The sequence below is a fragment of the Ectothiorhodosinus mongolicus genome, assembly GCF_022406875.1.
GTDB lineage: Bacteria > Pseudomonadota > Gammaproteobacteria > Ectothiorhodospirales > Ectothiorhodospiraceae > Ectothiorhodospira > Ectothiorhodospira mongolica.
This window is the reverse complement of record NZ_CP023018.1, coordinates 1,355,961-1,370,913: the sequence shown is the minus strand read 5'-3', so window position 1 is coordinate 1,370,913 and position 14,953 is coordinate 1,355,961. Positions and strand designations below refer to the sequence as shown.

15 protein-coding genes (1 of these 15 running past the window's edge) are annotated in these 14,953 nt (G+C 56.9%); 5 read left to right on the top strand and 10 right to left on the bottom strand.

Annotated elements, in window-relative coordinates:
- Window positions 1-715, top strand: partial view of an anhydro-N-acetylmuramic acid kinase gene (locus tag CKX93_RS06575; protein ID WP_076755858.1) — the 3' portion only. The gene continues 404 nt to the left of window position 1, outside the view; only the last 715 of its 1,119 coding nucleotides appear in the window; the start codon falls outside the window, past its left edge; it ends in the stop codon at window positions 713-715.
- Here CKX93_RS06575 and CKX93_RS06570 read toward each other — a convergent pair.
- The 5 genes from CKX93_RS06570 to CKX93_RS06550 all read right to left on the bottom strand — a co-directional run bounded on the left by CKX93_RS06570 (window position 712) and on the right by CKX93_RS06550 (window position 5,673).
- Window positions 712-1,317: a tetratricopeptide repeat protein gene (locus CKX93_RS06570; RefSeq protein ID WP_076755857.1), complete on the bottom strand. Its 606-nt coding sequence runs from the start codon at window positions 1,315-1,317 to the stop codon at window positions 712-714. The two genes, CKX93_RS06575 and CKX93_RS06570, sit on opposite strands and share 4 nt — an antisense overlap.
- Before the next feature lie 12 nt (window positions 1,318-1,329).
- On the bottom strand, window positions 1,330-1,695 hold the full coding sequence (gene erpA / locus CKX93_RS06565) for an iron-sulfur cluster insertion protein ErpA (protein ID WP_076755856.1): 366 nt from the start codon (window positions 1,693-1,695) through the stop codon (window positions 1,330-1,332).
- A gap of 96 nt (window positions 1,696-1,791) precedes the next feature.
- On the bottom strand, window positions 1,792-2,823 hold the full coding sequence (argC, locus tag CKX93_RS06560) for an N-acetyl-gamma-glutamyl-phosphate reductase (RefSeq protein WP_076755968.1): 1,032 nt from the start codon (window positions 2,821-2,823) through the stop codon (window positions 1,792-1,794).
- Between the two features lie 40 nt (window positions 2,824-2,863).
- The gene (gene ptsP, locus CKX93_RS06555) at window positions 2,864-5,140 is read right to left on the bottom strand and encodes a phosphoenolpyruvate--protein phosphotransferase (protein WP_076755855.1); all 2,277 of its coding nucleotides are present in this window, start codon (window positions 5,138-5,140) and stop codon (window positions 2,864-2,866) included.
- 8 nt (window positions 5,141-5,148) lie between these two features.
- Window positions 5,149-5,673 carry an RNA pyrophosphohydrolase gene (locus CKX93_RS06550; protein WP_076755967.1) on the bottom strand — a complete coding sequence of 175 codons (525 nt, stop codon included), beginning with the start codon at window positions 5,671-5,673 and terminating at the stop codon, window positions 5,149-5,151.
- Between the two features lie 113 nt (window positions 5,674-5,786).
- On the opposite strand from CKX93_RS06550, the gene CKX93_RS06545 reads away from it, so the two are divergent.
- Window positions 5,787-6,458, top strand: a complete 672-nt coding sequence (locus tag CKX93_RS06545) for a histidinol-phosphatase (RefSeq protein WP_076755966.1) — start codon at window positions 5,787-5,789, stop codon at window positions 6,456-6,458.
- Here CKX93_RS06545 and CKX93_RS06540 read toward each other — a convergent pair.
- A complete protein-coding gene (locus tag CKX93_RS06540; protein ID WP_076755965.1) occupies window positions 6,455-6,619 on the bottom strand; it encodes a rubredoxin in 165 nt (54 codons plus the stop codon). The two genes, CKX93_RS06545 and CKX93_RS06540, sit on opposite strands and share 4 nt — an antisense overlap.
- Window positions 6,620-6,699: 80 nt before the next feature.
- Here CKX93_RS06540 and thiD point away from each other — a divergent pair, with 80 nt between their 5' ends.
- The 3 genes from thiD (at window position 6,700) to hemL (ending at window position 9,546) form a co-directional block, all read left to right on the top strand.
- Complete coding sequence (gene thiD, locus CKX93_RS06535; RefSeq protein WP_076755854.1) at window positions 6,700-7,524, top strand: bifunctional hydroxymethylpyrimidine kinase/phosphomethylpyrimidine kinase; 825 nt, start codon at window positions 6,700-6,702, stop codon at window positions 7,522-7,524.
- Entirely contained in the window at window positions 7,511-8,161 is a 651-nt protein-coding gene (gene thiE, locus CKX93_RS06530; protein ID WP_076755853.1) for a thiamine phosphate synthase, read from the top strand. The genes thiD and thiE overlap by 14 nt, the downstream gene beginning before the upstream one ends.
- A gap of 104 nt (window positions 8,162-8,265) precedes the next feature.
- A complete protein-coding gene (hemL, locus tag CKX93_RS06525; RefSeq protein WP_076755852.1) occupies window positions 8,266-9,546 on the top strand; it encodes a glutamate-1-semialdehyde 2,1-aminomutase in 1,281 nt (426 codons plus the stop codon).
- 13 nt (window positions 9,547-9,559) lie between these two features.
- On the opposite strand, the gene CKX93_RS06520 is transcribed toward hemL, so the two are convergent.
- From CKX93_RS06520 to CKX93_RS06505, 4 genes are read right to left on the bottom strand one after another with little or no spacing between them, the layout of a single operon-like run.
- The gene (locus CKX93_RS06520; protein WP_143339934.1) at window positions 9,560-10,135 is read right to left on the bottom strand and encodes an LON peptidase substrate-binding domain-containing protein; all 576 of its coding nucleotides are present in this window, start codon (window positions 10,133-10,135) and stop codon (window positions 9,560-9,562) included.
- A complete protein-coding gene (locus CKX93_RS06515) occupies window positions 10,132-10,770 on the bottom strand; it encodes a flavin prenyltransferase UbiX (RefSeq protein ID WP_076755850.1) in 639 nt (212 codons plus the stop codon). Before CKX93_RS06515 ends, CKX93_RS06520 begins: the two co-directional genes overlap by 4 nt.
- Window positions 10,771-10,772: 2 nt before the next feature.
- Window positions 10,773-13,889: an efflux RND transporter permease subunit gene (locus CKX93_RS06510; RefSeq protein ID WP_076755849.1), complete on the bottom strand. Its 3,117-nt coding sequence runs from the start codon at window positions 13,887-13,889 to the stop codon at window positions 10,773-10,775.
- Window positions 13,886-14,929: an efflux RND transporter periplasmic adaptor subunit gene (locus CKX93_RS06505; RefSeq protein ID WP_076755848.1), complete on the bottom strand. Its 1,044-nt coding sequence runs from the start codon at window positions 14,927-14,929 to the stop codon at window positions 13,886-13,888. Before CKX93_RS06505 ends, CKX93_RS06510 begins: the two co-directional genes overlap by 4 nt.
- Window positions 14,930-14,953 lie beyond the last annotated feature (24 nt).

The following is a 14,953-nucleotide window of genomic DNA, read 5'->3' as shown; positions in this document are numbered from 1 at the left end:
CGATCTGGCGGCTGGCGGTCAAGGCGCGCCCTTGGTCCCGGCATTTCATCAAGCCGTTTTTGGTCGACCTGACGCAGCGATTGCGGTGCTCAATCTCGGGGGCATCGCCAACCTCAGCTTACTCTCCAACGATGGCAGCCCATTGCGGGGTTTTGATACTGGCCCTGCTAATACGCTGCTGGACTTATGGTGCCGGCGTCATCGCCAGCAACCCTATGATGCCGGCGGTACATGGGCGGCCAGCGGGCGCGTACAAATGGATTTATTGGCGGCGCTTTTAGATGATGATTTTTTCCGCGCCTCAGCCCCCAAGAGCACCGGCACCCAGTATTTCAGTGGGGACTGGCTGGCACAAAAATGTGGCGATCTGGGTGATTTCTCGGCTGCCGATGTACAAGCCACTTTGCTGGCATTGAGCGCGCAAAGCATCGCGCAAGCCCTCAAACAGGCCATGCCCTCATGCCAGGAGTTACTGGTGTGTGGCGGCGGCGTGCACAATGAGGCTTTGATGCAGGCACTGGCCGCTGAGCTGGCCGATCTACCGGTGGGCTCGACAGCCACTCATGGCATCGATCCCGATTACGTCGAAGCTTTGGCGTTTGCTTGGCTAGCCGGCGAGACGCTGGCAGGTCGCCCAGCTGATTTAATGGCAGTCACCGGGGCAAAAGAGAATGTGATTTTAGGGAGCATTGTGCCGGGACGCCAAGGGTTTTAAGCAGCTCCAGGCTGCCAGGCACTGGCGCGCCTTTGCGATTCCTGCCAATCCTGCTCTGACATTTGCTGGGCATAGCGCTTGAGGTTTTGTTGTGCCGTCTCATGCCCTTGCGCTGCAGCCAACTCAGACCACATGCCCGCCAGCACCCAATCCTGGGGTACACCGCGACCCTCAGCGTATAACACCCCGAGATTGGCTTGGGCTACAGGGTTTTCGAGATCCGCCGCGATGTGATACCAGTGGGCTGCTTGCCCGGGATCGGCCGTGACGCCGCGGCCCTCTAAGTACATAAACGCTAGGTTGCATTGCGCATTGGTGCTGCCTTGATCGGCTGCTGCTTGAAACCAGTGAACGGCTTGAGCAGGGTCAACAGTGACACCCCGACCCTGTAGATACATCAGTGCCAGATTGGTTTGCGCGTGCACATCGCCTTTGAAGGCGGCCTGCTCATACCAGTGAATAGCCGCTGCTTCGTCTTGATCCACACCCTGCCCTTTGGCCAGCATCACACCCACATTAAATTGGCCCGTGGCGTGCCCCGCCCGGGCCATGAGTTGATACCAGAGAAAACGCAGCCGCGCGGCCAGTCCGCCGGATGCCATGCTGTTTTTAACTTAAACCGAGAAGGACGAACCGCAGCCGCAGGTGGTCGTGGCATTCGGGTTACGAATCACGAACTGCGCGCCTTCTAAGCTCTCGGTGTAGTCGATTTCAGCGCCCACGAGATACTGATAACTCATGGGATCGATTAACAAGGTCACACCGGCTTTCTCAACGGCTGTATCGCCATCATTGATTTCTTCATCAAAGGTGAAGCCGTACTGAAAACCGGAACATCCGCCACCGCTGACAAACACGCGCAGTTTCAAAGAGGGGTTTTCTTCCTCTTCAATCAGGGTTTTCACCTTGGCCGCAGCTGCATCGGTAAAGTTCAGCGGGCTTGGCATTTCTTCGGTTATCGCCTGTTCGGTTGCGCTCATATTCCGTCTCCATCGACATGCGGCACCTACCGCATATTAGTTTGTTCTGAAACGCTACCATTTCCTGAGTGAAATGGTCAAGATTAGTTTAATGACCTAGGGCAAGCCGGAGATACTTTGCAATCCCATGGTTTCGGGAAGCCCAAACATGATATTCAGATTTTGCACCGCCTGGCCAGAGGCGCCCTTGACCAAGTTATCGATGGCCGAGAGCACAACCGCGGTATCGCCGCCCAAAGGCCGATGCACAGCGATGCGACATAGGTTGCTGCCACGCACGCTACGGGTTTCCGGCAAACTGCCCGCCGGCATCACATCGACAAAAGGCTCAGCCGCATAGCGCTGTTCATAAATCGCCTGCAAATCTTTGGAGTGATCTGACAGCCTGGCATAAAGCGTCGCCAAAATACCGCGAATCATCGGCAGTAAATGGGGTACAAAGCTGAGCTGCGTGGACTGACCCGCCAGCTGATTCAGGGTCTGCAGGATCTCCGGCAAATGGCGATGTCCGGCGACGCCATAGGCTTTAAAGTTCTCACCGGCTTCACACAGCAAACTACCTACACTGGCTTTGCGACCCGCGCCGCTGACACCGGACTTGGCATCAGCGATCAAGTGATCGACATCGACCAAGCCCTGCTCCAGCAGGGGTAAGAAGCCCAAGGTGATGGCCGTCGGGTAACACCCAGGCACGGCGATCAGTTCAGCAGTAGCGATTTGTTGGCGATGGATTTCTGGTAGGCCATAAACCGCCTTGGGCAACAACTCGGGCGCCCCATGTGGCTGTTGATACCATTGCGCCCAGAGCTCGGCATCACGCAGCCGAAAGTCCGCTGATAAATCGATAATGCGCGGTCCGGCAGCCAACAACTCCGCCGCCATGGCATGGGCGACGCCATGGGGTGTGGCAAAGAAAACCACATCACAACGACCCAGTTGTTTGACATCCGGCGCTGCAAACACCAAATCACAGTGGCCGCGCAGATTGGGAAACATTTGGTCTAGGCGCTGACCGGCATCCGAGCGCGAGGTAACCGCCGCCAATTCCACTTGGGGATGGGCGAGCAACAAACGCACTAACTCGACACCGGTGTACCCGGTGGCGCCGACAATTCCAGCTTTAATCAACGAGCTTTCCTCCGCCATTAAGCGCGCAGTGTATCAGGACTCAATTCTTACCGGCACGCACCAGTCCGCCCAAACCCGCCTGCACCAAGGCATTGTCGAGCAAGGCGCGAATCGCTACTGGCTCCTCCATGGTGAGACACTGATCGAGCAATTCTTTAGCGCGTTCACGAGAGAAGCTGCGAATCACCCATTTAATCCGTGCCAAAGAGGCGACACTGACACTGAGCGCATCAATCTCCAATCCCAGCAATAAAATAACGGCAGCAGGATCGGCCGCCATCTCGCCACAAACGCTGATGCTCTTGCCCGCCCGATGCGCCCCTTCGGCCGCTTGTTTGAGTGCATGTAAAACCGCCGGATGCATACCGTCGTAAAGCGCAGCGACCCGAGGGTTATTGCGATCGACCGCCAACAGATACTGCACCAAGTCATTGGTGCCCACCGACAAAAAATCCACGCGACGCGCCAAGGTTTCCGCCAAATAAACCGCCGAGGGCACTTCCACCATGACGCCGACTTTGGGCATGTCTACGGCATAACCCTCGTCGAGCAATTCATCACGCGCCCGCTGCAGCAATTGCAAAGCGCCTTTAAGCTCGCTCAACGCCCCAATCATCGGGAACATAATGTGCAGATTGCTAAGACCCACGCTGGCACGCAACATGGCGCGCAACTGAGTGAGAAAAATCTCGGGGTGATCTAGGGTGATGCGAATGCCGCGCCAACCCAAAAATGGATTGTCTTCTACCACCGGGAAATACGGCAAGGCTTTGTCGCCACCGACATCCAGAGTCCGCAAAATCACAGGCTTAGGATCAAACGGCTCCAACACGTCGCGATAAATACGGCTTTGTTCTCCCTCGCCGGGGAAGCGTTCGCGAATCATGAATGGCACTTCCGTGCGGTACAGACCAATGCCGTCTGCTCCCGACTGAAGAGAGGGCTGAATATCTGCCAACAAGCCGCTATTGGCGTAAACCGGCACTTCGATACCATCGGTGGTAATCGCTGGCTCTTGGGCCAATTCACGCAGCCCCTCGGTCAGCTCACGCTCTTCTTCTTGAAGATGCTTGAAGGCTTCAAGTAACTCCGGGCTGGGCTGCACATAAAGCGTACCGCGATAGCCATCGACGACCAATTCGCGATCTTCGAGCCGCCCCACTGGCAAATCTTCCACACCCATGACCGCGGGAATACCCATGGCTCTGGCCAGGATAGCGACATGGGATGAGCCGGTTCCGCGTGAAGACACCACCCCGACCAGTCGCTCTGGAGGCACTTCGGCGAGGTGGGTGGCGGTCAAATCTTCGCCCACTAAGATGGTGCGCTCCGGGAATTTTTCTTCGGCAATCGATGGCGCCTGCAAGTGCTTTAAGATACGCCGCCCAATATCACGCACGTCTGCAGCGCGTTCGCGCAGGTAGGGGTCTTCCATTTCATCAAACGCCCGTGTGTTTTCGCGCACGGTGTCGCGCAGCGCCGCCGGCGCCCAATTGCCGCTGTGAATATGGTCGATGGTGCGTTTAATCAGGCTGTCACCGCGCAGCATCATGGCATAGGCGTCGAACAGCAGTTGTTCGCCGGCCGGTAGCACCGCGGTCATGCGCTGTTTGATCTCATCTAGCTCCGCTTGAACCGAGGCCACGGCCCGTTTGAACGCCGCCTCTTCGGCCTTGATTGAATCTGGCGCTTTATCGGGCACCGAGTCCAAATCCGCTAGGGTGTAGGCCACCACCCCTTTGCCCACGGCAACGCCGGGTGATCCGGCAATCCCACTGATCTGCAGGTTTTCTTGTTTGATCTGGCCTCGGTGGTTGCTGACTTCACCGCTGAGCTCAGCATGGCTAATGGCTCCGGCGAGCTGCGCCGCCAGGGTAATTAAAAAAGCCACATGCTCATCATCGAAGCTGCGACGCTCGCGCTGTTGGACTACCAGTACTCCAAGCAGGCGCCGGTGATGCACGATGGGTACACCCAAAAAAGCATGGAAACGCTCTTCACCGGTTTCTGGGAAATATTTGAAACGCGGATGGTCTGGCGCATTTTCCAGGTTGACTGGCTCAGCGCGCTCGGCGACCAAACCCACCAGGCCCTCACCCGCCTTCATCGCGACCTGACCGATGGATTCTGGGTTCAGACCTTCGGAGGCCATCAAGAGCATCTGTTGCTGTGACTCCGAGGCGGTATCGCGCAAGTACACCGAGCAGACATCAATCTGCAATTCCTGGCGAACGCGGCGGACGATGATTTCCAGCGCCTCGGTCAGATTATTGGCAGCACTGACCTCAAGAACAATGCGACGGAGAACATCGAGCACGGTCGCGCTCAGCCTGACTGATGCGCCGAGCACTCACTCGGCGACGGTTCAGGCACGGCATCGGCGAACAGCAGTGGCGCCAGTTCCTCTAAAGCTTGTTGGTATACTTGTCGTTTAAAGAAAATCACTTCTTGCAGTGGATGCCAATAGTCCACCCAGCGCCAATCATCAAACTCGGGCACTGGCGCTGCTGTTAAGCGGACATTAGCCTCAGAGCCCACCAAACGCAGCAAGAACCAGACTTGTTTTTGACCGATACATACCGGGTTGGAATGACGCCTAATCAGATGCTTGGGCAGTCGATACCGGAGCCACTCGCGGGTACAGCCCATGACCTCCACATGCTCGGCTTGCAGGCCGGTTTCCTCGGTCAGTTCGCGGAACATGGCTTGCTCTGGCGACTCATTGCGGTGGATACCGCCTTGCGGGAATTGCCAAGCACGCTGCCCCAGACGTTTCGCCCAAAATAGCTGACCCTGCTGATTACACAGAATGATGCCTACATTGGGTCTAAATCCATCCGGGTCAATCACGCCTGCCATGCTCCAAAGTCTTTCAATCTCCTGCATTTTTCCACAAGCATGCGCATTCGGCAAATGCCGCTATCTGTTATCATCATGGTCCTACTGAAGGTGAGGATATTGTGGTGCCACTGGCTTTATTTGACTTAGATAATACCCTGCTAAGCGGCGACAGCGATTTTGAGTGGGGTCGCTTTCTGGCCGACCTGGGCGTGGTTGACGGTGCGCGTCATCGGGCGCGGAACGAGGCTTTTTACGATGACTACCGCGCCGGCCGTTTGGACATATTGGCATTTTGTCGGTTTGCGTTTGAGCCCTTAGCTCGCCACCCGCTAAGTGAGCTTTTGGCCTGGCGGCAGCAGTTTGTACTGGAACGCATCGAACCGCTGATCGCTCCGGGGGCACCCGACTTGCTGCAAAAACATCGCGAGGCCGGGCATGTGCCGGTCATCATTACCGCCACCAACCGCTTTGTCACCGAACCCATTGCCGAGCGCTTAGGCGTCCCGCACCTTTTGGCAACTGAGCCTGAGTTTGCGGGGCAACGCTACACCGGCGAACTCGCGGGTGTGCCCTGCTTTCAGCACGGCAAGGTGATCCGCTTGCAACAGTGGCTAGAAGGTCAGCCAGACTTGGGACTAGCCGATAGCTGGTTTTACAGCGATTCGCACAATGATTTACCGCTACTGGAACAGGTGGCCCATCCGGTGGCCGTTGATCCGGATGAGACCCTTGCTGAAGTGGCCCGCCAGCGCGGCTGGCCAAGCATATCGTTGCGCGACTCTGCGGCGGTTTAACTCGCCATTTCCTCGAAATCAGCTTTAGTGGCACCGCACTCGGGACACATCCAGTCATCGGGAATGTCTTCCCACAGGGTTCCCGCAGGCAGACCATCATCAGGCGCACCAATGGCCTCGTCGTAAATATGCCCACAAATCACACACTGGAATTTTCTCATGGCAACAACCTCCTTACGATCAGCAGATATTCTGCCGCCGATGCTAGACTTCATTGGTGTCTTTTCTTGGGCAGTCTAACATGAGCGATTATTCGGATGTTCCGGTCGTGCTAGCTATTGGCGGCAATGATCCTAGCGGCGGCGCCGGACTGCAGGCAGACATTCAGGCTATCGGCAGCATGGGCGCCCATCCTGCACCGGTGGTGACAGCCATTACCGTGCAAAACACCACAGATGTCATGGGGTTTGGGCCGCTGGATGCCGAACTGTTGCTGGAGCAGGCCAGTGCAGTGCTGGAAGATATGCCGGTAATGGCGATCAAGGTTGGCATGCTGGGCTCCGCCGAGAATGCTTTCGCCTTGGCGGAATTGCTCGAGGAGTATCCAGAGATCCCTGTGGTTCTGGATCCGGTATTGGCCGCCGGTGGCGGCACTCCGCTGGCGGATGTGGCCCTGCAGGAAGCCATCATCGATGTACTCCTGCCTCATGTGACCTTGCTCACTCCCAATAGTCAGGAAGCGCGCATTTTGGTGCCCGACACGGAGCTATTGGACGAATGTGCCACAGCGCTGATGGAAGCGGGAACGCATCATGTTTTGATCACGGGCACTCACGAGGACACCGGCCCGGTGCACAATCGACTCTACAGTCCGCGTCGCGCGATCGAGACCATCACCCTGAGCCGCCTTCCCGGCGAGTTCCATGGATCGGGTTGCACTTTGGCTGCTGCCGTGGCCGCCCTGATTGCCCGGGGCCTACCGATGAGCGACGCCGTACATCAGGGCCTGCACTACACATGGAATAGTCTGCGTTACGCGCATCGACTCGGGTCTGGCCAGTTAATCCCTGATCGACTGTTTACGGACGCACCCCTGAGCGGCAGCGAACGTCATGAATTGCACTGAAGTCCTGCCGTTGCAGGGACTTTATGTGATTACCCCGCAGCGAGCGAATAAGGCTGGCGCTGCTGGTGATCAAGCTGCCTGGCTGGCCCGCATTGAAGCGGCACTTGCCGGCGGTGCGCGCTGGCTACAGTACCGCGACAAAAGCCCGGACCCTGGGCAGCGCCTGGCGGATGCGGGCATGCTGCGGGCTCTAACCCAGCGACATGGCGCCGGACTGATCATCAATGATGATGTGGCTTTAGCTCAGGCTGTAGGCGCGGATGGCGTGCACCTGGGACAAGAGGATGGGTCGGTGCCCGAGGCGCGAACACTTTTGGGCCCTGCGGCGATCATTGGCGTGACCTGTCATGACCGCATTGATCTCGCCCTTGAGGCGGCGGCAGCCGGCGCCAGCTACGTGGCCTTTGGCGCCTTTTTCCCCTCGAGAAGCAAACCCAAAGCGACTTTGGCACCGCTTAACCTGTTATCCCAAGCGCGCGCAGAACTGGACCTACCCATTTGTGCGATTGGCGGCGTTAATGCGGGCAATGCCGCTGAGCTTAAGGCTGCTGGAGCTGATTTAATCGCCGTGATCGATGCGGTGTTTACGGCGGATGATCCACGCTTGACTGCCACACAATTGGCGGCCATTTTTTGAGCCTTGCCATGAAAAGGGCGATCTGATTTTCAACCGGCGGGGTGAATCAGGTATCTTTGCCGGCAGTTTTCCTTTCAAGCCCTGCTGATATAAGGCGATTTGTCATGACCCGATCCCACGAGCTTTTTCTGGCGGCCCAAAAGCATATTCCCGGCGGTGTGAACTCACCGGTGCGCGCTTTTAAAGGCGTGGGCGGCGAGCCTGTTTTTATCGATCATGCCAGCGGCGCCTATATGGTTGATGCGGATGGCAAGCGTTACATTGATTACATCGGCTCTTGGGGACCGATGATTTGTGGTCATGCCCACCCCGAGGTGATTGAGGCGGTGCGCGAAGCGGCGGTGCGCGGCCTGTCGTTTGGCGCCCCTACGGGACTTGAAACGCAACTGGCAGACCGAGTTTGTGAACTGGTGCCCTCGATGGATATGGTGCGCATGACCAGTTCCGGCACCGAGGCGACCATGAGTGCGATTCGCTTAGCCCGTGGATTCACCGGCAGAGATAAGATCATCAAATTTGAGGGCTGTTACCACGGCCACGGTGACTCACTTTTGGTCAAGGCTGGTTCGGGCGCTTTGACCTTGGGCGTGCCCAATTCTCCAGGCGTGCCAGCCGCACTGGCGGAACATACCCTAACTTTGGACTATAACAATGCTGATCAGGTGCGCGAGCTGTTCGCGCGCATGGGTGATGAGATTGCCTGCATTATCGTCGAGCCGGTGGCCGGCAATATGAACTGTATCCCGCCGCTGCCCGGCTTTTTGGAATGCTTGCGTGAAGTCTGTGATGCGCATGGCGCTTTGTTGATATTTGATGAAGTGATGACCGGTTTTCGTGTGGCTTTGGGAGGCGCCCAGGCCCTTTATCAGGTGACGCCGGACGTCACCACACTCGGCAAGGTCATTGGCGGCGGCATGCCAGTGGGTGCTTTTGGCGGTCGCCGTGATGTGATGCAACATGTGGCGCCCATCGGGCCGGTGTATCAAGCTGGGACGCTTTCTGGTAATCCGATCGCGATGACTGCGGGCCTCAAAACCTTAGAGCTTTTATCCGCCCCCGGTTTCCATGATCGACTGACCGCTAAGACCAAAACCTTGGTGGATGGCATCATGGCCGTCGCCAAAAACGCCGGCGTACCCATGACCTCCAATCAGGTCGGCGGTATGTTCGGCTTGTTCTTTACCGATCAGCCAACGGTCAGTAATTTCGCCGAGGTCGGTCACTGCGATACTGCTCGCTTTGGGCGGTTTTTCCATGCCATGCTGGACAAAGGGGTTTATCTCGCCCCATCGGCCTATGAAGCGGGATTTGTCTCTATTATGCACAGTGATGAGGACCTACAGCAGACCATTGATGCGGCCGCAGCGGCGCTGGCTGAGCTCTAAATTTGGCCTGAACTCAGGTGTCGCCGAGCATGGTCTCGCGCAGCAATTGCAAGCGGTTAAGATGGTTGTCCATCTCCAAAAGCATTTGCTTTTGTGGCAGTTCTAGAGGGAGCAACTCTGATAGGCGCGCCGACACCCAGCCGGCCCGCTGCAAATCCCCTTGCAACAGGCGATAGGGCTCTGGCAATTCCTGCAAGAGACGATGTAATAAGCCGGCCAATGGCTCATATTCGCGCGGCAAGGTCACTTCATCTGGCCAGTCTAGCTCCTCCACCTCCGCCATATTCAGGCCATCGGGCTGGGTCCAGCTGCGGCAAATCCGAAAGCGTTGCTCGCCCATCACGGTGATGCCCAGCAAACCATCGCTGCGCTGTTCCCAATCAACAATGCGACCCCAAGTCCCAACTTCACAGACTCGAGCTGCCGAGACTCCGGGATTTTCCGCCAGCATTAAACACACGCCAAATGGCTGATCCTCGCGCATGCAGCGCCGCACCATATCCAAGTAACGGGTTTCAAAAATTCGCAGCGGCAGCACCCCTCCGGGGAAGAGCACTGTGTTTAACGGAAACACCGCGAGGTCCATCAGTCTTCCTGAAGCGATTGCCCCCAGCGGGGAATCAGCTGATTGGCAATCCCTAAATGATCCAAGGTGCGCGCTACGACGAAATCCACCAACGCCTCGATACTCTCTGGACGATGATAAAACGCGGGGTTTGCCGGCATGATCACCACCCCCATGCGCGCTAGGCGCAGCATGTGCTCTAGGTGAATTTCTGAGAAGGGTGTTTCGCGCACCACCAAGATCAGTTTGCGCTGCTCTTTGAGCACCACATCGGCCGCTCTCTCAATCAAAGACCGGCTGGCGCCTTGGGATATGGCAGCCAAAGTAGCGGTGGTACAGGGACACACCACCATCGCCTCGGGGGGGGAGGAGCCGCTGGCCACCGGCGCTGTCCATTGCTCGCGATCAAACACCTGTAGCTGATCGGGCGCTGCATCATACAGCTCGCCTAAATGCACTTGAATTTCACGCGGCCGACCGGGCAGTTTGAGGTCTGTTTCCATACCCAACACCACCTGCGCCGGCTTGGAAATCATCAGATAGACCTGGCGACCCTCTTGCAGCAGGCATTGCAACAGCCTCAACCCATAGGGTGCCCCTGATGCACCGGTCATCGCCAACGCAATAGGTTTGTCTGTTGCCACTGAAGTCTTGGCCATGATCACACCTTGGCTTCCCCAAACTCTCGATCGAGCTCGTCAATTTTCTGGGCCGTCGCTCCTGGCGAGCCGGTATGACGCGCCAACACCAAATAGGCTGTCGGAACAACAAATAAGGTGAAAAGGGTAGCGAATAAGACACCAGAAAACACCACCACACCGATGACAAAGCGACTCTCAGCACCCGGGCCACTGGCCAGAATCAACGGCAGCGTGCCCATCACCGTGGTCACCGCTGTCATCAACACCGGACGCAGACGAATGCGCGCGGCATCCACCAGCGCCTTGCGGAACTCATGGCCCGCATCGCGCAGCTGATTGGCGAATTCGACGATCAAAATGCCATTCTTGGCCGCTAAGCCGATGAGCATGACTATGCCAATCTGACTGAAAATGTTCAGACTTTGACCGGTTAGATGCAATCCCGCGAGCGCCCCCACAACCGCCAAGGGTACGGTGGTCAAAATCACCAGAGGCTGCACAAAACTCTCAAACTGAGCGGCCAAGACCAAAAACACCACCATTAGGGCCAAGACAAAAATGAACAGCACGGCGCCACCGGCTTCGCGGAATTCCAAGGATTCGGCTTTGTAGTCAATACGCGCAGTGGCCGGCAACTCCTCTAAAGCAATAGCCTCCAAATAATCCAGAGCCTCACCCAGTGTGTAGCCGGAATTTAAGCCAGCAGTGATGGTAATGGCTCGCATTCGATTATATCGGTTGAGACTGGCGGAATCTGCTTGTTCGACAAAGCTCACCACATTAGACAGCGGAATCAGCTCGCCTGAGGTGCTGGAGCGTACATAGATGTTTTGGATATCGTTGGGGGTCCGGCGCTGCTCGAGTCGGCCCTCGATAATGACATCATATTCCTCACCGCGATCAATAAAGGTAGTGACGCGGCGCGATCCCATGACGGTCTCTAAAGTGCGACCAATGGCTTGGAATGAGATCCCCAGGTCTGCAGCTCGATCCTTGTCGATGGTTACCATCAGCTGCGGCTTGGTTTCTTTAAAATCTGAGTCAAGGCCGCGCAGCCCGGGGTTTTCTGCAGCGCGTTCAAGAATGATATCGCGCCATTGCATCAGCTCTTCATAGTCGGAGCCACCTAGGACAAACTGCACAGGCTGACCTACACGCCGTCCGCCCAGACCCTGGCGCATCACCGTAAACGCGCGCACACCCGGAATTTCCGCGAATTCGCGATTGAGCTGATCCATGATCTCCCAAGCTGAGCGATCTCTTTGGTTCCAATGCTCCAAGACGATAATGCCAAAGCCGTCATTGACCACGTCGGTATTGCCAAAGCCACGCGGTGTGCGCGCCAACACGCGCATGGCTTCACCGGAGTCAAGCAGCGGCAACATGCGGGCTTCAACCTCTCGCATTTGCTCTCGCATGTAATCAAAGCTCGCGCCTTCGGGCCCATTCACTAGGACAAAAAATGCGCCGCGATCCTCGCGGGGGGCATACTCGTTAGGAATACGGTCAATGAGTAAGAAGATGGCGCCCAGCGCTAAAATCATAGCCAGGCCTGTTGCCCAGGGGAGATTCAGCGCCCGCTCAAGCCAACGCGAATAGGCATCACCTAGGCGATTAAAATGGTGCTCCATGAACGCGTTTAGGCCGGTGTTTTGAGTGTCTTTGCGAATCAAGCGGGCACACATCACAGGCGATAGAGTCAGTGCCACAATACTCGAGAATGCCACGGCCGCAGCCATGGCCAAGGCAAACTCAGTGAATAGCCTGCCGATATTGCCCTCAAGAAACGCGAGCGGCACAAACACCGAGATCAGCACCAAAGTGGTGGCAACAATCGCAAAGCCTACCTGACGCGCTCCGCGCCAAGCAGCCAAGAGCGGCGGCTCGCCGTCCTCAATTCGGCGATGGATGTTTTCCAACATAACAATGGCATCATCCACCACCAAACCGATGGCCAACACCAGCGCTAGCAGCGTCAACAAGTTCACCGAGAAACCCAAGGCATAAAGCGCGATGAATGACGCAAGCAGAGAGACCGGCACAGTCACAGCCGGCACCAGCATCGCCCGCACGCTACCCAAAAACAGGAAAATCACCAGAATCACAACCGACATGGCGATAAACAGCGTGACGAATACCTCTTTAATAGCCCCTTCAATAAAAACCGAGCTGTCATAACTCATGACCAGGCGTATACCCTCAGGCAAGCCAGCGCGAATGCGGTCGGCTTCTGCCCGAACGGCCCGCGATACCGCCAGTGTGTTGGCCGTGGATTGTTGGACAATGCCCAACCCCACCATGAACTCACCGTTGCCGCGTAATTCGGTTCGGTCGTTTTCGGGGCCGATACGCACATCCGCGACTTCACCCAAACGCACCAAATGCCCATCACTGCCGCGCTGAATCACCAAGCGGGAAAAGTCCTCAGCAACCTCATAGCCGCGCGCCAAACGCACGGTGAATTCCCGGTCTAAAGACTCGACACGGCCTGCTGGCAGCTCCACATTTTCCCGACGCAAGGCACTTTCAATGTCCTCAACGGTCAGACCGCGTGCCGCCAAGGCCTCGCGATCCAAAGCAATCCGCATGGCATAACGCTGTGCGCCGCCCACCCGAATTAATGCCACCCCTTCTACAGTGGAGAGGCGATCGACCACAAAGCGCTCGGCAAAATCCGTTAGTTCCATGCGATTGAGGCTGTCACTAGCTAGGTTCAGCCACATGATCGGACTGGCATTGGTGTCGGCTTTAAACACCATGGGTGTATCGGCTTCCTCGGGTAATTGACGCACCACCCTTGCTACCGCCTCACGCACATCATTGGCCGCGGCATCGATATCACGACTGACATTGAATTCGATGGTGACCCGAGAGCGCCCATCGGTACTGTCGGAGGAGATCCATTTAATGCCCTCGATACCGCTGACTCTATCTTCCACCAAAGTGGTGATGCGGCTTTCCACAATCGCCGCATTTGCACCCGGATAATCGGTGAGCACGGTAACCACTGGGGCATCAATATCGGGATATTCGCGCAGTGGCAGTCGATCAAAAGATAAAAGCCCAAAGGTCACCAGCAACAAGCTGATGACCACCGCCATCACCGGACGTCGATTGGCGACGTCGGAAATAATCACGAACGCACCTCAACGCGGGATCTGGGACGCACACGCATGGTGCCCTCAGCAACAACTTGTTCGCCGGCGCTCAGACCCTCGAGAATCTCAACCACCCCGGGCTGACGCCGACCAATGGTCACGACCCGCCGCTCGATGGTGTTCTCAGCCGTGATAACGTACACAAAATGCTCATCCAAGCGCTGCAATAGGGCGCCTTCTGGGATACTCAATGAGAGCCGCTCATCCTTAATCAACTGCACCGTGAGCAGCATTCCCGGGCGCAGACGCGCATCGGGATTGGGAATCTCAGCACGCACCATGGCTGCCCGCGTGCTCGGATCGACGCGCACATCAACCCCAGTGACAACGCCACGAAATAGCTCATCTGGGAAGGCAGCACCGCTAGCTTCGATGTTTTGCCCGACTGCAATCCCAGGCAAAAAGGTTTCTGGCACATTGAAATCCAGTTTGATGCTGTTGATGTCATCTAAGGTGGTGATAATGGTGCCAGTGGAGACCATGGCGCCCACGCTGACGCGGCGAAAACCCACCACACCATCAAAGGGAGCGCGGATGACTCTGTCGGTAACGCGCGACTGCACGGCTTCCAAACGCGCTTCGGCCTCACTCACGCGCGACTGTTGTTCATCCAAGCGCTGGCGCGGCAAATTGCGATCGGCCACGAGGCCACGAATGCGATCCAACTCACGTCGTTGCTCTTCAACCCGTACCGCTTGCTCGCGGGCTTCGGCCAGCTCTTGATCGGCCTGCAGGCGCACCAGCACGCGATTGGCTTGAACCTGCTGACCATCGACAAATTCGATCGCGCTTACCGGAGCGGTGACGCGTGCTGTGATATCCACAGACTCATTGGCAATAGCGGTGCCCAGTGCACTGAGCCGAGTCTGGAACAGGGCCTCATCAACAGGCGCAGCCACCACCAGCACAGGGCCCTGGGGGCCAGCGCGTGTGGGCGCATCATTTTTGGGGGCAAATAGCCAAAACGCAGCGAGCAGCAACAAAGCGGCGAGCGCAGCCATACTCAGGATTTTTTTCACAAATATCCTCGTGTTACGGTCGGG

What these genes read in the sequence shown, in the direction of transcription:
- CKX93_RS06570 (WP_076755857.1), bottom strand. Translation starts at nt 1,317, where the DNA reads ATGGCATCCGGCGGACTGGCCGCGCGGCTGCGTTTTCTCTGGTATCAA.
- erpA (WP_076755856.1), bottom strand. Translation starts at nt 1,695, where the DNA reads ATGAGCGCAACCGAACAGGCGATAACCGAAGAAATGCCAAGCCCGCTG.
- CKX93_RS06540 (WP_076755965.1), bottom strand. Translation starts at nt 6,619, where the DNA reads ATGAGAAAATTCCAGTGTGTGATTTGTGGGCATATTTACGACGAGGCC.
- thiD (WP_076755854.1), top strand. Translation starts at nt 6,700, where the DNA reads ATGAGCGATTATTCGGATGTTCCGGTCGTGCTAGCTATTGGCGGCAAT.
- thiE (WP_076755853.1), top strand. Translation starts at nt 7,511, where the DNA reads ATGAATTGCACTGAAGTCCTGCCGTTGCAGGGACTTTATGTGATTACC.
- hemL (WP_076755852.1), top strand. Translation starts at nt 8,266, where the DNA reads ATGACCCGATCCCACGAGCTTTTTCTGGCGGCCCAAAAGCATATTCCC.
- CKX93_RS06515 (WP_076755850.1), bottom strand. Translation starts at nt 10,770, where the DNA reads ATGGCCAAGACTTCAGTGGCAACAGACAAACCTATTGCGTTGGCGATG.